This window comes from Collinsella sp. CLA-ER-H10 (genome assembly GCF_040092475.1).
GTDB lineage: Bacteria > Actinomycetota > Coriobacteriia > Coriobacteriales > Coriobacteriaceae > Collinsella.
Map to the genome: position 1 here is coordinate 18,607 of NZ_JBBNLM010000016.1, position 20,819 is coordinate 39,425.

The 20,819-nt window shown below is 63.0% G+C and carries 15 protein-coding genes; 7 read left to right on the forward strand and 8 right to left on the reverse strand.

Going from position 1 to position 20,819, the window contains the following annotated elements:
* Positions 1-60 precede the first annotated feature (60 nt).
* The gene (locus AAAX36_RS07380; RefSeq protein WP_195233868.1) at positions 61-1,029 is read left to right on the forward strand and encodes an SIS domain-containing protein; all 969 of its coding nucleotides are present in this window, start codon (positions 61-63) and stop codon (positions 1,027-1,029) included.
* Between the two features lie 98 nt (positions 1,030-1,127).
* Complete coding sequence (locus AAAX36_RS07385) at positions 1,128-2,000, forward strand: PfkB family carbohydrate kinase (RefSeq protein WP_195233870.1); 873 nt, start codon at positions 1,128-1,130, stop codon at positions 1,998-2,000.
* A 493-nt stretch (positions 2,001-2,493) separates the two neighbouring features.
* Here AAAX36_RS07385 and pknB read toward each other — a convergent pair whose 3' ends face one another.
* The 7 genes from pknB to AAAX36_RS07420 all read right to left on the reverse strand — a co-directional run bounded on the left by pknB (position 2,494) and on the right by AAAX36_RS07420 (position 13,466).
* The gene (gene pknB, locus AAAX36_RS07390) at positions 2,494-4,440 is read right to left on the reverse strand and encodes a Stk1 family PASTA domain-containing Ser/Thr kinase (RefSeq protein WP_195544670.1); all 1,947 of its coding nucleotides are present in this window, start codon (positions 4,438-4,440) and stop codon (positions 2,494-2,496) included.
* Between the two features lie 132 nt (positions 4,441-4,572).
* Positions 4,573-7,443 (reverse strand): FtsW/RodA/SpoVE family cell cycle protein, encoded by a 2,871-nt coding sequence (locus AAAX36_RS07395; RefSeq protein WP_349074897.1) that lies wholly within the window; start codon positions 7,441-7,443, stop codon positions 4,573-4,575.
* Positions 7,444-7,459: 16 nt separating this feature from the next.
* A complete protein-coding gene (locus AAAX36_RS07400) occupies positions 7,460-9,331 on the reverse strand; it encodes a Stp1/IreP family PP2C-type Ser/Thr phosphatase (protein WP_349074898.1) in 1,872 nt (623 codons plus the stop codon).
* Complete coding sequence (locus AAAX36_RS07405; protein ID WP_006235180.1) at positions 9,328-9,744, reverse strand: FHA domain-containing protein; 417 nt, start codon at positions 9,742-9,744, stop codon at positions 9,328-9,330. Before AAAX36_RS07405 ends, AAAX36_RS07400 begins: the two co-directional genes overlap by 4 nt.
* A 6-nt stretch (positions 9,745-9,750) precedes the next feature.
* Positions 9,751-10,764 carry an FhaA domain-containing protein gene (locus AAAX36_RS07410; protein ID WP_349074900.1) on the reverse strand — a complete coding sequence of 338 codons (1,014 nt, stop codon included), beginning with the start codon at positions 10,762-10,764 and terminating at the stop codon, positions 9,751-9,753.
* Positions 10,761-12,614, reverse strand: a complete 1,854-nt coding sequence (locus AAAX36_RS07415) for a serine/threonine-protein kinase (RefSeq protein ID WP_349074901.1) — start codon at positions 12,612-12,614, stop codon at positions 10,761-10,763. The genes AAAX36_RS07410 and AAAX36_RS07415 overlap by 4 nt, the downstream gene beginning before the upstream one ends.
* 144 nt (positions 12,615-12,758) lie before the next feature.
* The gene (locus AAAX36_RS07420; RefSeq protein WP_195233879.1) at positions 12,759-13,466 is read right to left on the reverse strand and encodes a hypothetical protein; all 708 of its coding nucleotides are present in this window, start codon (positions 13,464-13,466) and stop codon (positions 12,759-12,761) included.
* A 115-nt stretch (positions 13,467-13,581) separates the two neighbouring features.
* Between AAAX36_RS07420 and dnaX the strand changes: the two genes are divergently transcribed.
* Positions 13,582-16,059 carry a DNA polymerase III subunit gamma/tau gene (dnaX, locus tag AAAX36_RS07425; RefSeq protein WP_349074903.1) on the forward strand — a complete coding sequence of 826 codons (2,478 nt, stop codon included), beginning with the start codon at positions 13,582-13,584 and terminating at the stop codon, positions 16,057-16,059.
* Positions 16,060-16,080: 21 nt separating this feature from the next.
* On the opposite strand, the gene AAAX36_RS07430 is transcribed toward dnaX, so the two are convergent.
* Complete coding sequence (locus tag AAAX36_RS07430) at positions 16,081-16,554, reverse strand: hypothetical protein (protein WP_006235175.1); 474 nt, start codon at positions 16,552-16,554, stop codon at positions 16,081-16,083.
* 339 nt (positions 16,555-16,893) lie between these two features.
* On the opposite strand from AAAX36_RS07430, the gene AAAX36_RS07435 reads away from it, so the two are divergent.
* From AAAX36_RS07435 to AAAX36_RS07450, 4 genes are all read left to right on the forward strand, one after another.
* Positions 16,894-17,214 (forward strand): YbaB/EbfC family nucleoid-associated protein, encoded by a 321-nt coding sequence (locus tag AAAX36_RS07435; RefSeq protein ID WP_006235174.1) that lies wholly within the window; start codon positions 16,894-16,896, stop codon positions 17,212-17,214.
* A 13-nt stretch (positions 17,215-17,227) separates the two neighbouring features.
* Entirely contained in the window at positions 17,228-17,824 is a 597-nt protein-coding gene (recR, locus tag AAAX36_RS07440; RefSeq protein WP_006235173.1) for a recombination mediator RecR, read from the forward strand.
* A gap of 245 nt (positions 17,825-18,069) precedes the next feature.
* Positions 18,070-18,975: a hypothetical protein gene (locus AAAX36_RS07445; protein WP_349074906.1), complete on the forward strand. Its 906-nt coding sequence runs from the start codon at positions 18,070-18,072 to the stop codon at positions 18,973-18,975.
* Positions 18,972-20,816: a hypothetical protein gene (locus AAAX36_RS07450; RefSeq protein WP_349074908.1), complete on the forward strand. Its 1,845-nt coding sequence runs from the start codon at positions 18,972-18,974 to the stop codon at positions 20,814-20,816. Before AAAX36_RS07445 ends, AAAX36_RS07450 begins: the two co-directional genes overlap by 4 nt.
* The last annotated feature ends 3 nt before the right edge of the window (positions 20,817-20,819 follow it).

Below are 20,819 nucleotides of genomic sequence, written 5' to 3' on the forward strand. Positions count from 1 at the left end.
CGAGAAGACTTGCAGTAAACGTTGGCGGATTCGTCCGCCGTATCGAAAGGAAGAATAACAATGAACGCACATGATCTCATCGCCGACGCAATCGCCGAAAAGGGCGGTTTCGATAGCGTCTTCTGGGTTGCCTGCGGCGGCTCCCTCATCGACCTGCTGCCCGCCCATGAGCTGCTTAAGCGCGAGGCGACTACGTTTGCCAGTGAGGCGTATACCGCCCGCGAGTTCGATATCATGCGTCCCAAGCGCCTGGGCGAAAAGTCCCTTGTTATCGCTTGCAGCCACTCCGGCAACACTCCCGAGGTAATCGATGCGTGCTCGATCGCCAAGGCGGCGGGCGCAACCGTTATCGCACAGACCGACAACGCCGGCTCCGGCATCGATAACGGTGAGTGGACGTGCTGGGTATATCCGTGGGGCGAGGGAGTTCCGCAGGCGGAGGTACCCGCCGGCATCTCTTTGGCTCTCGCTGCCGAGCTCTTGGATCAGCAGGAAGGTTATGCTGACCTTGCCGATATGTACGAAGGCATCGCCAAGATGGACCGGATCCTGCCTGCGGCTCGCGAGAAGGTCAACGCCGAACTTTGCGACCGTTTCGCTGCCCTGTGCCAGGACCACAAGTTCCTGTATATCTTGGGATCCGGTCCCGTGTTTAGCCAGACCTATGGCTTCGCTATCTGCTCGCTTATGGAGATGCAGTGGCAGAGCTGCGCCTATATCCACTCCGGCGAGTACTTCCACGGCCCCTTCGAGGTGACCGAGCCCGGAGTCTTCTACTTCCTGCAGATGTCTTCCAGTGAGTGCCGAGCCATGGATGAGCGCGCCCTCGCATTCCTCGAGACCCATACCGACACTCTTATGGTGCTCGACGCCATGGAGTACGGCATGGACCAAGTACCGGCAAGCGTTCGCGCGTTCCTTGATCCAATCCTGTTCTACGCGATGAACTGTGAGCTGCGCTCCGCTCGCGGCAAGGTGTTCGACCATCACCCGGACGTGCGTCGTTACATGGGCATCGAGAAGTACTAGCGATTTTAGAACGGGGCGCGAAGCGCGTTGAGACGTGCGAATCCTCGCGCCTCTTCTGCTCGCCGTAGCCACGGCGGTTTACCTGAATGGAGATAACCATGGCAGCCTATCCTATAAGCGTGCTCGGCTTTGGAGACAACGTTGTCGATAAGTACGAGCATATCAAGACTATGTATCCCGGCGGCAACGCAGTCAACTTCGCCGTCTTCGCCAAGAAGCTCGGTGTCGATCGCAGCGCCTACATGGGAATCTTCGGATCAGATGAGGAGGCCGAGCACGTTATAGCATCGCTTGAGGACGAGGGCGTCGAGCTTCTTCGCTGCCAGCAGGTCCTGGGCGTCAACGGCGCCGCTCGCGTGACCGTTGACAAGACCGGGGACCGTATCTTCCTGGGCTCCAATGAAGGCGGCATACGTGGCGACATGCGCTACGTGATAGACCGCTTCGCCGCCGAGTACGTCAGCGGCTTCGATTTGGTGCACAGCGGCAACTACTGCTTCACCGAGCGCGAGCTCCCCAAGATCAAGGCTGCCGGTGTGCCTATCAGCTTCGACTTCTCCGATGACTCCACCGACGAGTACTTCGAGCAGATTGCGCCATTTGTGACGTACGCCTTTATGTCCATGGGCGACGCTTCCCTGGAGGATATCAAGGCGAAGCTCGAGTGGGTGAAGGCCCTTGGCCCTCAAATCGTATGCGCGTCGCGCGGGAGCAAGGGTTCCGTCGCCTATGACGGCGAAAACTTCTACGAGCAGGGCATCAAGCCCGTGGCGCCCGAGGAGCTCAAAGACGCTATGGCGGCCGGCGATTCACTGCTGACGGCGTTTTTGGTCACCTATCTTTCCAAGAAGAAGGCCGGCGAGTGCGGCGAGGCCGCAATTCGCGAGAGCTTGGACTTCGCTGCCGGTTTTGCGGCGCAGACCTGCAAGATCGAGGGCAGTTGGGGCCACCCGCTGGTCTACGAGAACTAGTTTTTTGTCGTGGCGGGGTGTCTTGGGGCGCCCCGCATTGCGTTGGGAGTCAAGATGTCCGTTCGTGCCTGCGCGGCAGGATTTTGCTGTGCCGATGTCTACCAGAATCTGGATCCCCTGGGTTGCATCCAAGGGGGCCTCTCAGGAGCGCTTCGAGGGGTGCTTCTTGAGTATATGAAGGCAAAAGGGATATGCAATCTTCATATACGGCCTTCTTTTAGAGGGCGTTGTCCTTACTCTTTCATCTCCTTGCTTCTGGACATTTTGTCTATAGGCAAGAGTCCATGGTCGAGACCATGGTGAAGTTCTGCGGCTAGTAATTACTGCATCACATATCTGTTGTTACCTGAGAGGCTCGCTTTTGCGGGCCTCTTTGCGTTGCTATGGAGCCCTGGCCTGTCGATAAATAACGCGCCCGCTTGCTGGGGAGCAAGCGGGCGCCGTTGAGCGAATATGTTTGCGGCCATAGCCGCTGCAGGTGATGGGTTGTCGACTAGTTAGTCGTCGTGTCGGAATCGTCACCCGAGGCAGAGCCAGAAAGCGAAACCGTCAGCGTGATCGTGCTGTCGGTGGACTGCTTGCCGGTGGGGGAGACGCCCGTAACGGTGGCGTTTTCGTTGCCGCTCACGGGGTTGCCGTTCTGATCGCAGAATGCGATGTTGTAGAAACCGGCGTTGTTGAGCGCGGTGACGGCGGCGGAGATGCTCTTGCCGTACAGGTTACCCGGGACGCTGGCCTTGCCGGACTTCTTGGCGATGACGACGGTGATCGTGGCACCGGGCTTCTGCTTGCCGCTAGGGTTCCAGCTAATTACGGTGCCCTCGGTAACCGAGTCGTTTTCCTGGTAGCTCACGTCGACGCCAAAGCCAGCCATGTCGAGAGCGTTGCGTGCCTGGGCCTCGGTCATGTCGGTCAGATCGGGGACGGAGGTGGTGTCAGGACCGCTGGAGACCTTATACGAGATGGTCGTGCCCTTCTCGACTTCCTTGCCGGCATCAGTGCCCTGCTCAAAGACCTGGCCTTCGTCGGCCTCGTTGGCCTCCTCGGTTGCGTTGCCCTTCAGGCCCACGCTTGCCAGCGCGGCCTCGGCCTGGTCCTTGGTTAGGCCGACGAGCTGCGGAACCTCAACTTTCTCGGAGGGCTTGGGGCCCTTGGAGATCACCAGGTTCACCTTGGAGCCCTTGGGCTTCTTAGTGTTGCCGTTGGGGGTCTGCTCGGCAACCTTGCCCTCGTCGACATCGTCGTTATAGCTCTGGTCGACAGTTCCGACCTCAAGGCCGGCCTCCTTGATCAGCTCGATAGCGGTCTGCTGGTCCTTGTTAAGCACATCGGGCACCGTAACCTGCTCGCCCCCAAAGAGCCCGGTGGCGAAGGCCACCACAACGCCAACCACGGCGATTGCGGCGACTACGGCGGCGATAATCTTGTTCTTGTTGGACTTGGGCTGATCGACCTCGTAGGAACCGGTGGAACCCGAGACGGCGCTGCGGGGGTTGGTCTGTCCGCTTACGCCCGATACGGGGCGAACCATAGCGCGCGTGGAGTCAGACAGCTCACGGGTCTTGGTAGCGCCCAGGTCGCCCGCGGCGCCAATGATGCGCGTGGGCTCGGAGACGTTGACGGCGCGGCCGGACAGGTAGTTGTTGAGCACCTGGCGCAGCTCGTCTGCCGTCTGGAAGCGGTTCGCCGGGTCCTTTTCCATGCACTTGAGGATGATGCGCTCCAGATCGGCATCGACGCCGGAGTTGACTTGGCTCGGCGGAACCGGCAGTTCGTTTACCTGCTTGAGCGCAACTGAGATGGCGTCGTCGCCGTCAAAGGGGACGCGACCGGTGGCGCACTCGTACATGACGACACCCAGCGAGTAGATATCCGAAGTGGGACCGAGGTCCTGGCCGCGCGTTTGCTCGGGGCTTACGTAGTGGGCGGTGCCCAGTACATTGTTGTCCTGCGTGAGGTGGCTGTTCTTTGCGCGCGCGATGCCAAAGTCCATGACCTTGATGTTGCCGTCGGGCAGCACCATGATGTTTTGCGGCTTAATGTCGCGGTGGATGATCTCGTGCTTGTGGGCGACCGAAAGCGCGGAGCTGATCTGCGAGCCGATCTGCGCGACCTTCTTTGGATCGAGGGCGCCGTGGCTCTTGATGCCGCTCTTAAGGTCGGTACCGCGCAGGTACTCCATGACGATGTAGTAGGTATCGCCATCCTTGCCCCAGTCGTAGACGCCCACGATATAGGGGGAGGACAGGCCGGCAGCTGCCTGGGCCTCCTGCTTAAAGCGGGCGGCGAAGGTGGCATCGCCGGCATACTGCGGCAGCATGATCTTGACGGCAACCGTGCGGTCGAGGACCTGATCCTGTGCACGGAAGACGGTCGCCATACCGCCCGTTCCCACCTTATCCTTGAGGAGGTATCTTCCCCCGAGGACCCTCTGTTCCATTCCTGCTCCTAACATAACTATTCGCTCAACGATGTGTGTAGTACCAAATGTGTGGCCGCTGGGGCCGTGTGGAGCGTTGCCGCTAGCTCATCGGCCGCGGCGCGCCATAAGTATCCGCTTTGATCATGGGCATCACGCTCCCTGTGCGGCGAGCGCCGCGGTCAGGACGATGCCGGCAATCTTGGCCGCCTCGACGTCGTGTTTGTCGTAATCCTCCAAGGCCACCGAGATGGCAACCGTGGGTGAATCGTAAGGTGCAAAGCCAACAAACATAGAGTTGACGTTGGTGCCGCCGGTCTCGGCCGAACCGGTCTTGCCGGCAACCTTGACGCCCGGAATCTGGGCATCGGTGCCGGTACCGGACTGGACGACGGCGAGCATGGCCTGCTTAACCTGGTCGGCCGTGGCAGAGCTGACAGCCTGGCCCAGCGAGCGGGACTGCGTGGTCTTAACCACGGTTCCGTCCGGGGCGAGTATCTGGGACACAAAGAACGGATCCATGACTACGCCGCTGTTGGCGATAGCCGCAGCAATCACGCAATTCTGCATAACGGTGGTCTGCGGGCCAGGCGTGTGGTCCATGCCGACGGGCTGGCCGGCGCCTGCCCAAGCGGTCTCCCACTCGGTCATAAGCGACGGGTCGGCCATGATGGAAGCCGCGGTGGTCAGATCCTGACCGAGCTTTTGACCGTAGCCAAAGGCATTGGCAAACTGGACGAGCGAGCTGGCACCGACCTCGTTGGCCACCTGGCCAAAGACGACGTTGGACGACACGGCGAAGGCCTGCTGCAGGCTGATGGTGCCGTAGCTCTCGTTGGCAGAGTTGGTGACCGGCGCGTTGCCGATGTCCATGGAGCCGGGCGCCTGGTACGTGCTGGTAAGGCTGGCGGTGCCGGTTTCGAGCGCCGCGGAGAGTGTGACGACCTTAAAGGTCGAGCCCGGGGTGTAAAGCGCGTCCATGGCACGGTCGTACATGGAGCCGTCCTCGCCGCCGCCCGACTGGAGCAACGCGTCGATGTTGGTGTTGTCGTAGGTGGGCGAGCTCGCGCACGCAAGGACCGCACCGGTGCGCGGATCCATGACCACCACAGCGCCCTTAAAGCCCTTGAGCGCCTGCTCGGCAGCCGTCTGGATGCGCGAGTCGATGGTGAGCTTGGCGGTATTGCCCGGCTGGGTCTGCCCCGCGAGCGACGCGATGGCGTTGTTCCAGCTGGAGTAATCCTTGGACCCGGTGAGCGTATCGTTCATGACGCTCTCGATGCCGGCAGTGCCGTATTGCTGGCTCACGTAGCCCACCACGTGCGCGGCCATGTTGCCGTTGGGATAGGAGCGGGCGTAGGTGCCGTCCTCCTGTTGCAGCGACTCGGCTAGTGTCACGCCGTCGGACGTGATGATGGAGCCACGCTGGATGTACTTGGAGCGTGCGATGGTGTGGTTGTTGGTCGGCATGTCCTGATAGTCCTTCGCCTTGATGACCTGGACATAGGTGAGGTTGCCGATAAGGATGGCGAACAGCGCCGTGAAGGCAAGCACGGCACGAGTCAGACGGTTGGCAAGTGCCACGCGGCCGAGCACGCCGGACTCAGGCGTGTCGAGCAGGCGACGACGCATGCGAGAACCCGCGGAGTGGTTGCCGTGGCTGTAGGAAGATGCGTTGGCAAAACGCGTACCGGTCGGGGCGGCAGCGGATGCGACCTGGTCATCGGTGATGGCGGCCATGGTGCCGGTGCCGGTGAGCTCGGCTTCGCGTCCGGTTGCCTCGTCGCCGGCGCGCAGCAGCAGCGCGACGATGATAAAGCTCGCCAGCAGCGAGGAGCCACCCTGGCTCATAAAGGGCAGGGTGACGCCGGTCAGCGGGATCAGGCGGGTTACGCCGCCAACGATTAAGAATGCCTGGAAGCTGATGGCCGCCGTAAGGCCGGTCGCGCTAAAGGCGGCAAGGTCGGACTTGGCGCGGGCGGCCGTGGTGAGGCCACGCACGGCAAAAAGCATAAACAGGATGAGCACGGCGCCGCCGCCCAAAAGGCCCATTTCCTCGCCGATGGCCGAGAAGATAAAGTCGGACTCGACGACGGGGATGTTGTTTGCCATGCCGTTGCCAATGCCGACGCCAACCAGGCCGCCGTCGGCGAGCGAGAAGAGCGACTGGACAATCTGGTAGCCCTGGCCCTGGGCGTCCTTAAACGGATCGACCCAGACCTGAAAGCGCACCTGCACGTGAGACAGGAACTTGTAGGCGCCCACGGCTCCAACGGCCAGCAGCGCAAGGCCGATGATGACGTACGAAAAGCGTCCCGTGGCAACATAGAGCATCAGCAAAAAGATGGTGTAGAACAGGACGGCCGAGCCCAGGTCGCGTTCGAAGACGACGATGAGCAGGCACACGCCCCACACGGCAAACAGCGGCAGCAGCAGGCGGAGGCGCGGAATCTTGAGGCCCAGGATCTTGCGGTTGGAGATGGAGAGCAGCTCACGGTTCTCGGCCAGATAGCCTGCCAGGAACAGGACGATGAAGACCTTGGCGAACTCGCCGGGCTGGATGGTGAAGCCCGCGATGCGAATCCACAGCTTGGAGCCCGAGATCGTGGTGCCGAAAAAGATCGGCAGCATCAGCAGGATGATGCCGATAATGCCAAAGGTGTACTTGTAGCGCATGACCACGTCGAGGTTCTTGACCAGTGCGAGCGTTCCCACCATGAGCGCCACCGAGACAAACAAGATGATGAGCTGCGAGATGGCGAGGTCGGGGGCCAGGCGCGTCACGAATGTGATGCCGATGCCCGAGAGCACAAAGACGATGGGCAGGATGGCGGGGTCGGCGCCGGGCGCCAGGATGCGCACGGCGATATGCGCCGCGGCGAAGGCGGCGAACAGGCCGATCGGCACGGCGAGCGTCTCAAAGGAAATCGTGGCACCCGCGGTGAGCACGTACATCGCATAGAGCAGGATGACGGGGAACGCCGAGGCGATGAGCAAGAGCAGTTCGGTGTTGCGGCGACTCATAAGCGGCACTCCCTTTCTAATTTTTATCAGAGGCTTCGGCCTCGGCTGACTGTTCGGCGGTTTTCTCGGAATCTGACTCGGAGGTGGATTCCTGATCGGTGTTGTTGCGAATCGTTTGCGCGTCAATCACCTGACGGGTCTGCTCCTCGTCAATCTGATGGCGGTACTTGGAAATGGTGTCCTGCGCATCGTCGACACTCGTTTGCGGAATGCCTGCCTTCAGGCGGTTTTGCGTGTCTTCGGGCAGGTCGGACAGCTTGATGCTGGTTTCGCTCTCGAGCCAGTGGAGCTCGACCCCGAGCGTCTTGCCGGGCAGGCCGCGCCAGACGGCGACATTGCCGTGGTAGGTTCCCAAGTAATAGGAGCCGGTGACGCCCGTGTATGCCCAGATGCCTGCTACCAGCACAAAGACAAGGGCCAAGACGGTGGCGATGGTGACATTTCGGCGTCGGACGCGTTTTGCCTCGCGCATGACGCCGTCGTCGACCAGGTCGACGACCACCACGGTCACATTGTCGTGGCCGCCGGCGGCGAGCGCCGCGTCCACCAAGTTGTCGACACAGATCTGTGCGCTCGAGGACTGCGTAGCAATGTTCTCGATATCGCTATCGGGAATCATGCTCGAAAGACCGTCGGAGCACAGAATCAGGCGGTCGCCTTCCTCGATGTGCAGGGTAAAGTGGTCGGCATACATGGCGGGATCCGAGCCCAGCGCGCGGGTGATGACCGAGCGGTTGGGGTGGACGCGGGCCTCGTCGGCCGTAATCTCGCCGGCATCCACGAGCTCCTCCACGTAGGAGTGGTCGCGGGTCACGCGGATGAGCGTACCCTCGTGGAGCAGGTAGGCGCGCGAGTCGCCCACGTGGGCGATGGCGAGCGTGTCGTTTTCGATGTAGGCGCAGGTGGCCGTGCATCCCATGCCGGGTTTGCCCAGGCCGTTGAGGGCGGCCTCGATCACGGCGGCGTTGGCGGCCTCGACGGCTGCGGCCAGGCGCGCGGCGTCGGCGGACTGCGGCGCCGTCTTGGCGATGGTCTCGACGGCGATGGAGGATGCCACCTCGCCGGCGGCGTGTCCTCCCATGCCGTCGCAAACGCAAAAGAGCGGCGACTGCACCAGGTAGGAATCTTCGTTGTGCGGGCGCACGCAGCCGACGTCAGAGCGGGCACCCCACATGAGCTGCGTGGTAGTGCCGGCGTCGTAGGTCGAGTCGGTCTCGATGCGCTCGCCGGCCAGCGGCTCAAAGCTCATGGTCGAGCCGGGGTCTTTGAGTTTCGCCTCTACGGCGGCGACGTCAATCTCGGCGGTGTCGTCGGGGGAGACGGTGTCGGCGGGGGAGACGGTGCCGTTGGCATCGAGCGGCTCGGTGTTGGGCTCCTCGATAGGCTTATCGAGGGTCGGGATGGTCGAGCCGGGGTCACTGGGGACCTTGGCGGTTTCCTGCGGTTCCACGACGACGGGTTCCGGTGTCGCGAAGTGCGACGGCGTCGACTCGGGCTTCGGTGCGGGCGCGGCTGTCACCTCGGGCGATGGCGCGACGGGAAAGGCCGGCGCGACGGGCTCGGGCGCGGCGAACACCGCTTCGCTTTCGTTGATAGCCTCGGCGACGGGCTCGGCAAAATGAGCCGGCGCGGGTGTCGCCTCCGGTGCCGCGGGCTGCTCGGCAGCATGCGCGCCGATAGGGGCGTCGAGTTGCTCGGCGTCCCTATCGGCGTCCCCGTTATCGACAGGCGCCGAATAATCTTGAGTTACATGCGAAAGAGGCAGGGAGAACACCGTATCCTCGGGCTCCACGGACGCGGGGCGCGCCGGGGCGGCATGAGCCGGCGCGGCCGCGGGGGCGGCCGGCGTCTCGGGTATGGTTGCGGGCTTATTCTCCTCGTCGATCATCGACGGTTCACCTTCATGACCACGTCGCCAATTTGGACTTCGTCGCCCTCGCGCAGCGTCGCGGGTTCTACGAGCTGGCGACCGTTGACGAGCGTGCCGTTAAGCGAGTTGAGGTCTTCGATAATGAGTGCCGGGCCCTGCAGCGAAAAGCGCGCATGCGAGGCCGAGACAAACGGTTCGTTGATGCAGATGTCCGAAGACGGCGAACGGCCGACAATGACGGGGCCGAGCATGTCCACGTGGATGCCGCGGATGCCGCGTGGGCCCTTGTCCACATCGATCGTCCAGATAGCGGAGTCGCGACGCTGGCCGCGCACGAGCCCCACGCCGGTCTTCATGACGGCGAATAGGAAGATATAGAGCAGGGCGACCAGGACGATGCGGCCTGCAAAAAGGACGATATCGATGTTCATAAGCGACTATCCCCTAAATTCAAAAGTGCTCAGGCCAAACGTCAACAGGTCGCCGTTGCGCAGCGGGCAGCGCGTGATGCGGCGGTTGTTGACGAGCGTGCCGTTGGTGGAGTTGAGGTCTTCGATTGACCAGTCCGTGCCGGTGAAGGTGAGCTGGGCGTGGCGGCGCGAGACGTTGGGGTCGCGCAGGGCGATGTCCGAAACCGAGCGCTCGCGACCGATGGTCACCTGCGCGGAGGTAATGCTGTGGCTCTCACCGCTTACAACGTCGACGAGCTGAGCGAGCGGACGCTGCGGGGCGCGGGGGTTTGCCATATTGGCGGCAATGCCGGCTGCGGCACCAAGGCCCACGGCGGCACCGGTCGCGGCGGCTCCGCCCATGCCGGCGAGCGCATCACGCGAGACGGTCTGCGGCACGGGAATGGGTGCGGCGGCGGGATCGGGGACGTTGGGCGCAAAGGGGTCGGCCACGGCGAGCGGGTCGGGAGCGGCGGCGCGAGGCGTCGGCTGTTGCTGGGGCATGGCGGCGGGGCGCTGCTGCTGCGGGGCAGCAAACTGCTGCTGGCCGGCGCGCGGGGCGCTGGCGGCACGGCTTGCCGCGGAGTTGTTCTGGCCCAGGCCGTTCTGATAGGCGCGCTCTTCTTCGTACAGGCGGCCGAGCGTGGGGGCATCGACGTTCTCGGCAAAGACCGAGAACTTGCCGGCGCGCAGCTGCGGATCGATCATAAAGCGCACGAGGGGCTCGCCGACAAAGACATAGCGGCGCTTTTCGGCCTGCGCCTTCACAAACTCGCGGACCTCGCGCGAAAGCTCGGGGTAGAACGGGGCGAGCATGGGATCGTCGTCGGCGGCGATCAGGATGGTATAGAGTGCCGGCGCCGTGTTGACGCCGTTGATCACCAGAGTCTGATCCTCCATGTCGCGAGCGGCCTGCTTGGCAAGCTTCTTAAAGGAGAACGGGGCACGGGTGGCACCGAAGATGCCGGCCACGTGGTCCTCGAAGATGTTCAGGAAGTTCACGAAAGATCACTCTCCGTATAAGTTCTTTGGTATCCGAGCAAATATAGGCATATCCCAACGATTATAGAGGATAGGGTTCCCGCAACCGCCGCCTTGGCGACGACCGCGGCTGCAAGGCTGGCAATTTCCATATGGTGTGCAAGACAGGACGCCGCTGCGCAGCCGATGCCGGTGACAGCGATGGCGGCGATTGCGGCAAGGTTTGAGCCCTGATCGGCACGCTTGGCATGCGCATTGAGCAGCGCAGATGACGCCGCGGCAGTTGCCGCTACCAGCACAAAGGCAGCCCAAAGGAGCGGGTCTCCCAGCGCTGCGGCAACGTTACCGAGCCCCAGCACGCCTCCGGCTGAAAGCGCGACCGTGGCCAGACGGGCAAAAAGCGCGCCCATGCCCGTTGCCGCGGCGGCGCTTGCCGGGCCGAGCCAAAATGACGCGACGCCGGCGGCGACCCCAGCTGCCAGGAAGGTATTGCCGGTCAGACAGCCAAGCGCGAGTGCACAGGTGAGCGTGGCGCTCGCGGCAGTCTCGGTGCGACCCCAGGCGATCCACCAACCGGACATGGCGGCGGCAAAGATCACCGCGACGGGCAGCATCGACAGGATGCCCTGTGCCTGCATGGTGGCGTTGGCCATGAGCACCAAAAAGCCCACAGCCGAGATGGCCGAGCCAATCTGGGGGGCCAGGCCAGCCGCCGCTCCGATCGCGATGGCCGCAATGACCAGGCCGGGAAGCGCCGCGACCCCGGCCGTTTGCATCAGCAAAAAGCTAAAGGTGCCGCACGTTAGCGCCGAGATAGTGCGCATGGTGTAGTCGCGCGCATGGCTCCAGCGCGTGCCCGCCCAGCCAAGTGCGGGGTCGACCTCGATGGCGTCGTCCTCGTAGTGCGACGGCTCGATATCGTCGAGCTCCTGCTCGTCATCCGAAAGTTCGCCAACCATTTGCTCTAGGCTGCGACGGCCCTCGCGCACGCTGCCCAGACCGGCAAGGAGCTGGTCGCAAAATGCCTCGATGCTGCTGGGGCGGTCCTGCGGCATGGGGGAGAGCGCGCTCATGAGCGCGGCCTCGGCTCCCGGGGGAAAGTGTGGTATCAGCTCGCTGGGATAGGTGGCGCCGCCGATGATGCGGTCGAGCGAGTCGGCGGGCGTGGCCGCCATAAAGGGGGCGCTGCCGCACAGGCCCTCATAGATTACACAGGCGAGGGCAAAGACATCGGCGCGCTCATCGACCGTGCCGGTCTCGATATCGAGCTGCTCGGGCGGCATGTAGCCGATGGTGCCGCCGCGCGAGCCGCCAAAGCCACCGGCGGACGACAGTCGCGCCATGCCAAAGTCGGTGAGCTTTACATTGCCCGAGTGGTCGATGAGCACGTTGGCGGGCTTAATATCCAGGTGGAGCACGCCGTTGCTATGGGCGAAGGTGAGCGCCTGGCCCAGCGCGTCGGCAATTGCCGCGGCCTCGTCAAAGGTGAGCGAATGGCCGTCCACGCGATGCAAAAAGTCGGCGAGCGACATGCCGTCGACATATTCCATGACGAGGTAGGCATAGGCGGTATCGTGCGTAAAGTCGATAACCTGCACGATATTGGGATGTTGAAGCATGGCAGCGGTGTGTGCCTCGCGCAGGACATCCATGATGTCGCTGGCGGGCATGCCGGCACCGCCTGTGAGGGGAATGCGCTTAATGGCGACGCGACGGCGCAGGTGCGTGTCGCGGCAAATCTCGATGGAGCCAAAACCGCCGGTCGCGAGCGTCTCGAGCGGCTGGAACCGCTTGAGCAGCTCGCGAGAGCTGGTGCCCTCCAAGGGAACGTCCGGCGAGAACCGGGCGGTATGTTGCGAGAAAAGCGGCATGGCCAACCCTCGTGCGTTTAAAGTTCGTTTGCGAGCGGCGGGCGCGGGGCCGAGCCGTTCGCGGTGGCATAGATGCTGCTAGTGTAGCACGCTCGGGTGCATGGGGAGGATAGCGGGATGCGAGGCTGCCTGTCTGGCTTGGCCTTAGCGCTTCTTCTTGTTCTTCTTCTGCTTGCGCTTGGTCTCCTGGGGCTTGTCGCCCTGCTTGGCCTCGGCGGCGGCCTTCTCGGCCTTCATTTTCTTCTTCTTGGTCTCGATGCGGAGTTTTTTGTTGATGCGCGCCTTAAGGAAGGGACCGAACTGCTCGGCATCGCCGCGGACAAAGGTGTCCTTAGGGATCGTCACGCCCTGGTCGGCGAACATGGCCACAAAGATGCGCTCGCCGTCGAGCACGTGGTCGAGCTTTTCAAACGGGAAGAACTGTGACTTGCCGCTCTTGCCCCAAACCATCAGGCCGTCCTCGTTGGCGGCGACGCGGCGATAGCGGCCACCCATGGACTCGTCGGCCTCAACGGCGTCGATAAAGTCGCGGGCGAGGGTGTGGTGCAGGTTTTTGCTCCACCAGGCCAAAAAGGCGCCGAACACGATCAGGACGACGCCAAACTTGATCCAGTTGCCGCCGGCCACCAGCATGCCGATGCCGATGAGCGCGGCAATTGCCGCGGCGACATACAGCGAGCCGCGACGCCTGGGCGAGGCGACCAGGCGGGCGAAGTCGGTGACCAGGTCGTTTTCGTACTGGTACTCGTTGAGGTACAGGATGCCGTCGTCGGCTGCGGCCTGCTCCTCGAGCGCGACCTCGACCTGGTCGGCTGCTTCGGAGGGGACGAGGTTGCTCTCTGCGTCTGCCATGCTCTTTGGACTCCTATCGCGGCGGGCTCGCCGTACGGGTATTATGGAATGCAGTATGCCGTGCGACCGCATGGCCGCCGCGGCAACAAGACTCAGTATACCCGGGGGAGCACCCATGGAATCGTTGTACCGAAAGTATCGCCCGCTCACCTTCGACTCCGTGGTGGGCCAGCAGCATATCGTCTCGACGCTCGAGCACGCCATCACCGAGGGGCGCCTGTCCCACGCGTACCTATTCTGCGGACCGCGCGGCACGGGCAAGACCACCATGGCGCGCATTCTGGCCAAGGCGCTGCTGTGCCGCAATGCCGAGGCGGCGCGCGCCGAGGGTGCAAGCGGCTGCATGCCCGACGGTACTTGCGAGGAGTGCGAGCTCATCGCCGAGGGCAACCACCCGGATGTCTACGAGCTCGATGCCGCAAGCCGTACCGGCGTGGACAACGTGCGCGAGGAGATCATCAACTCCGTCAACTTTGCCCCGGTGCGCGGCAAGTACAAGATTTATATCATCGACGAGGTCCACATGCTCACGACGGCGGCGTTCAACGCGCTGCTCAAGACGCTTGAGGAGCCGCCGGCACACGTGATCTTTGTGCTGTGCACCACCGACCCGCAAAAGATTCTGGAGACCATTCTCTCACGCTGCCAGCGCTTCGATTTCCACCGCATCGGCAACGAGGATATCGAGCATCGCCTGTCTTACGTGTGCGAGCAGGAGGGCTTCGATTACGACGACGAGGCACTCGCCATTGTGGCGCGCCATGCCAAGGGCGGTATGCGCGACGCGTTGTCCACGCTGGAGCAGCTGAGCGTCTTTGGCAACGGTTCTGTGCATGCGGACGACGCCCGCTCGCTTTTGGGCGAGGTTTCGGACCAGATTCTGGGCGAGTTTTCCCGCGCCATTGCCGATCGCGATGTTGCCGAGCTCTATGGACTGATCCGTGCGCAGGTCGAGGAGGGCAATGACCTGCTGGAGCTGACGCGCGACCTGGTGGCGCATGTGCGCGACGTGTACGTTGCCTGCGTTGCCGGTGCCCGTGCCGAGCTGTTTGAGGGCGGCTCCGAGCAGGCCGAGGCGCTTGCTGCCGAGGCCGCTGCCTTTGGCGAGCATCCTGCCGACCGCCTGGCCCGCGTGCTGACGGTGCTCGACGATGCCGCACTGGAGATGAGGGGCGCGAGCGACGTGCGCCTGGTGCTCGAGATTGCCTGCACGCGTCTGGCGCGTCCCGAGGCCGATTTAACGATTGAGGCATTGGCCGAGCGCGTGGCACGCCTGGAGGCCATGATTGCCAACGGCGCCGTGCCGGCGAGCGTGGCTGCTGCTCAGGCCGCCGCGCCTGCAGCATCCGTACCCGCTGCTGCCCAACAGCCGACGCTCATTTCGGGCGCTCGTGCTGCCGCTCCGGCGGCATCCGCTGCCCCCGCTGCTACGTCCGCGCGCCAGGGCGGTATGCCTTGGGACCGCGGCGCTGCTGTTCCGGCTGCCCAGCCTGCGACCAAGTCCGCGGCTCCTGCGCCGGCGCCCAGACCTGTAACGCCTGCACCTCAGCCCGTTGCGGCTCCGGCTTCCGCGCCTGCTGCATCGACCGTGTCGGTGTCCAAGCCCAACAACGCCGCCCAGGTTGCCGCCGCCGGTGCTGCCGAGACCCCCGCGGTTGAGGACGCCGGCGAGCTCCAGCGCAAATGGGCCGAGGTCGTCGAGCGCGTCAAGGCTCGTCAGGCCTCCTACGCAGGGCTTTTGCTCAACGCCCGCGCCACGGCCGACGACGGCTCCAAGCTCACGGTCTCGTTCCCCGCGGGTTCGACTTTTGCCATCAAGATGCTCGGTCGCGCCGATACGCAGTCGGTGGTCCTGCCGACGGTCTGCGCGGTCTTCGGTCGTCGTACCGTCGACTATGTCCTGGATGGGGGTGGCACGCCGGCTCCTCAACATGAGGAGCATTCTCCATCTGCACGGGCTGCGGTATCTGCGGACCCGCAACCCGTGTCCTCGGTGCCCCCTGCATCCTCGAGCGCCAGCGCGACGCAGCCAAAAGCGGCGCCGGTAGCGGCACCGACCCCGTCGGCGCCTGAACCCGCTGCGCCCAAACCGGCTGCTCCGATCCCCGCGCCCAAGTCCGCTGCCGCGCCTGCGCCCAAGTCATCCGACCTGGCCAAGGCCCCTTGGCTGCGCTCCGACAACCCTGCCGGTGCTCCTGCCACGGGCAAGCTCCCGACCGAGCCCGCGCCCCGAGCGCCCGAGCGCGCGTCCGTCCCCATGGCTCAGCCGCCTGCGCAGGCTGCGCCATGGGAATCCGAGCAGGTGCCCTACGACGATGCTATGGTCGGTGGTTTTGCTGCCGATGCCGGCGGGGACGATCTGCCCCCGTTCGACGTGCCGGGTGCGGCGTCCGCGACCAAGGACGCTGCTGTGGCACCCGCAGCCTCTGCAAACGACGACGTCCCCGCCGCTCCCTGGGAATCCAATCCCGGTGCTGGCAGCCCCTTCGGCCATCAGGGCGCAGCCCCGAGCATCCCGCAGACCGAGGACGAGGCCAAGGCCCTCATCCGCAGCGTCTTTGGCCAGGCCACCATCTTCAAGCCGGTGGAGTAGCTGCGCAGGCGGGTATACTGCTCAAGAAGAGGACCCCTTGTCCGGGCGCATCTGTATTTCGGACATGTGTAGTGTGGTGCCGCGTATGTCGCATTTGAGCAGACAGGTGCGTGACGGTCGGCCTAGGATGCTGAGGTCGATACGATACGTCGCATGGCTGTCCGTGTACTCGACTTGCTCGGCGTTAATGGTTGCTCCGATTGCCAAATAAACGCCTAGCTCGGCATCGACAATCTTGAAGTCCTTTATCTTGACCTTGAACTCTTGATAGAGGGACGGGCTGTTGTAGTAGACGGTTCGGGTTCCGTCGGTGCACTCATCGGTCGTCTCCCATTTGACGACGGGCTGGTCCGAGCTGGCTATCAGCAGTTCTGCTCCAAAAGCTATGGCATGGGTGATGACAACCAGCAATGCCCAGCCGACAAAGAGATAGAGAACCACATATGCAACGGGGTGTTTTGAGCGGATGTTTTGGAGCGCGTTGGGGGCATTCATGGGGCACCTCCAAATTACTATCTATGGCAATCAAATTATACCCTGCCGCCATGTGCGCCGCCTCGAGCAGCGGTTCGGCATTTAGCTATTTAGTGGCGCACATGAAATGCCGGATTCGGCTCTACTAGATTGAGTGTGCGATATTATGCAACCTTGCATAATTCGACCTTGCATAATCTTTGAGTGCGGTTTGTATTGGAGGACATGTATATCGACTGAGGTAACACGTCCGCCCCGCTCTCTCGCCGCGCGCCGTGGTACGATTTTTGAGTTTGAAAGTCCCGCCGTGCTCCGGCTGCCCTTGCAGCTCGGCGTGCGGCCGCACGTAAAGGAGCCATCATGGCCGGTATGAACATGCAGCAGATGATGAAGCAGGCTCGCAAGATGCAGGAGCAGCTTGCCGCCGCGCAGGAGAACCTCAAGTCCCAGACCGTCGACGCCTCTGCCGGCGGCGGCATGGTCAAGGTGACCGTTAACGGCGAGATGGAGCTCGTCAACCTCACCATCGATCCCGATGCGCTCGATCCCGAGGACGTCGATATGCTGCAGGATATGATCATGGCTGCCGTCAACGAGGCCGTCCGCGGCGTCAACGAGCTCGCCAACAAGCAGATGGGCGCCATCACCGGCGGCCTCAACATCCCGGGCATGCCGTTCTAAGACACGCATATATATGAGTGCCAACCACAGTCTGCAAAAACTGCTCGATGAGCTGGGCCGTCTGCCGGGCATTGGTCCCAAGTCGGCCCAGCGCATCGCCTATTACCTGTTGGAGGCCGACGCCGAGGAGGCGCGCCGCCTGGCCGAGGCCATCCTGGAGGTCAAGCAGGAGGTCCACTTTTGCAGCCGCTGCTTTAACTACGCCACGGCCGACGAGTGCTCCATCTGCCAGGACCCGATGCGCGATACCACTCGCATTTGCGTGGTGGGCGAGCCGCGCGATGTCCAGGCGATCGAGCGCACGGGCAGCTACCACGGCCTCTACCACGTATTGGGCGGCGTGATCAGTCCCATGGACAAGATTGGCCCCGAGCAGCTGCACATTCGAGAGCTGCTGGCACGCTTGGGCCACGAGGACATCCACGAGGTCATCATCGCCACCAACCCCAATATTGAGGGCGAGACCACGGCGAGCTATCTGGCCCGTACCATCAAGCCGTTGGGCGTCGAGGTGTCGCGTCTGGCAAGCGGCCTTCCCGTGGGCGGCGACTTGGAGTATGCCGACGAGCTTACGCTTGGCCGCGCCATCGAGGCCCGCCGCGCGATTTAGGTGGCGAGCCTGCTCCTGCCGTATGTTTTCCTCGCGACGCACGGGGTAGTCATAATTTCCCCGTGCGACTGTGAGTTTGTTGTGCAACAAAGATGCTTCGTATCCGCTTATCGCATGGATGCTTCCGCTCGCATCCTTAATTTGTCCATTCGTTGCGCAACCTTTTTGGTTCGCTGATACACTCAAATATGGATTCGAATGAATGCGCCGCTCCCGAGCGGCGTGTTTTTGTTGGAGGAGAACGCATGCGGCCCGGTGGCACTCAGACAAAGCGCGGCGCCGCGGTGCGCATACGACGCCGACTGGGCTTGGCGCCGCGGGCGTACGCACTGCTATCGTGCTCGCTGGTGCTGGTCATAGCTGGCGTTTCTGCCTATGGCATGACCGTGCCGTCCATGATGCAGGCGCATGCCGCACGCGAACCGCGCGTGGGGCATGAGGTCAAAAGCGATCTGGGCACCACGACTGGATATGCTTGGGCAAGTGTGGTCGGGCATATTGTGTTTGGCACCGACGATGCGGACGGCGCCGAGGCCCCGGACAACGAAGTCACGCTTGCCAATGGCAAAACCATCGTGCTCACCAACACCAAGATCATCGATCGATTGTCCAACAATAGCGTGGCGGCAACGGTGAATAAGGTCGAGCAGCAAAAGGAGCAGGACGCCCAGCAGTCCGGAAAGCCCGGTAGCTCGGATACTTCTGGCTCCGGCTCGGATTCATCGAGTTCGGGCGGCGGCTCTGGGTCGGGTTCCTCTACCGGAGGGCCTGGAAACGGCGGCTCGACGGGCGGCAACACTGACAACGATGCAAACTCCGGCGGCCTTTCCGCTGCTGAGGAAGAGAGCATTCACAGTTGGCTTGTGACCAAGTACAACATGCTCGACGGCTATGTTTCTCGTGCCAATGACGTGGTCTCGACCTATAACTCTACGGGAGATCCCAGGCCGTGCGACAGCCTGGTCGGGGAGATGTTTGTCATTCGAGCCGAGTTCGGTCGTCAGACATTCTCGCCCCGGTCAAGGTGGTATCAGCAGTATGCCAATCTGTGGGGCTGTTGCACCAACCTATGTCAATGGGTCGGCCATTACGGCGATGATGACGTCGCGCTCGGTAACTTCAACAATAACGTGGCGGCGCTTGCCCTATGATGACCGATCTTGCATCCACCACACCACAATCGCTCGGTCGCGATCCCATGGTCGGCCTGCGCCTGGCGCGTGTCGACGGGTTTGAGCCGGCCATTGCGCTCGGTCAGGACGAACTGCCTGCCTATCTGCGTCGTTTTACGATACTGTTTGCCGACGATGCCACCATGCGCCGTGGCGGTATCGGCCGCGTGACGCGTGCTGTCAACGCCCAAGGCGAGGACGTAGCACTCAAACAGCTCATCTTGCCGACGCGCGATGAGTTTGACGACGATGCCGCCCATGAGTCGCTGGTCGCCAAGTTCAAAGCGGCATTTCGCGAGGAATATGAATGCCATCGCGCCCTTTCGGGCCTTAAGGGCTTTCCCCGCCTCTATGGCTGGGGCGAGGTTGACGGTGTGCCTGCAATTGTCATGGAATGGGTCGAGGGCGAGACGCTCGCCCGCTTGCGCTCGCGACTCGCCGTGGACGATGCCGGACGCCTATCGCCGCTTGTGGCGGCGCGCTTGGGGCGCGACCTGTTCGACCTGCTCTGCCGCATGAGCCTGGTGGGGGAGGGCTTTGTCCATCGCGATATCTCGCCCGCTAATATTATGGTGCGTACGGCGCGTTTACCGCTTGACCGGCAGCTTGCCGAGGGCACCTTTGACCTGTGCCTGATCGACTTTGGCTCGTCGCTGGCGCTCGAGCCTGCGTCGGCCGTGGCCGGTACCGGCGGCAAGGCATCCTTTACCGAGCGCTATGCCACGCTGCGTCGCGCGACGGTGGCCTACGCTCCGCCCGAGATGCTCACCGACGATATTCCCGACCTGCGCGCTTTGCGTATGTCGCCGGCGATCGACGTCTATGCCGCGGCAAGCACGGTTTACGAGCTCATTGCCGGCGTCGCGCCATACGAAGCCGCGCCGAGCACTTCGGGCACCTCGGGTTCGCGCAAAAAGACGCGCGACATCGCGAGCCCCTACCGTCTCAAGATGGACACGCGGCCCGGCTATCCCATTGGTGCCCATGCGCCCGGTTGTGATTTGACTCAGCTGCTTCGTCGTGAGCCCGATGTGGCGCTCGCCGCGGCCGAGCAGGCCCAGCAGCTAGGGCTTGAGCCGGATTCCGAAGAGCTACGCGATGCGCTGGCGTTTGTCGATGCCCAGCTGTTCGACGTGGTGATGGCCTGTCTGTCCAGCCATCAAAAAGATCGTCCCGAGCCGGCGGCGGTCGAGGCGGCGCTCTCGGCGTTTTGTGACCACTATGCGCAAAATGTCGGTCGTTCGCTCCGCGGCGAGCCGCTCACGCCGTGCCCCATGGATGCGTCCGGCCGCGCGGTTCGTCGCACGGCGATGATCGGTGCGGCGGTCGTTTGCAGCGTGGTTTGGGCTGTGGTCGTGGTTTCGGCCGCGCTGCTGGCGTCGGGCGCCCGCGTGACGGCGACTTTGGGGTCGCTCGTGTGGTCTGGGTCGCTACCGGGTATTATTGCCGCACTGGCGTTGGCACTGCCAGGCATAGCCGGCGTTGTCACGGGGGCATTTGCGCGCAATCGGCGCTCGGGGTTCCTGCAGGGTGTGCTTGCGCTTTCTGCCTGCGAGGTTCCGGTGTTGGTTGTGGCTGCATGTAGCGTATTTTCCCAACGCGCCGTGATGGGCGGCCTTGTTGCCGCTCTGGTTGCAACCTATACGCTTACGTGGTTTTTGCTTGCGATGGGCTTTGCCTTTGAACTTCCCGTTTCGGCACCGCGACGCACAAAAGCCCAGATGGCGACTCCGCTTGCCGGTGGAGCCGCAGCTGCCCGTACTTTTGGCGGACCTGTCGAAGTATCGTCCGATTCTATTTCTACGACCAAGGAGGCCTAGGTC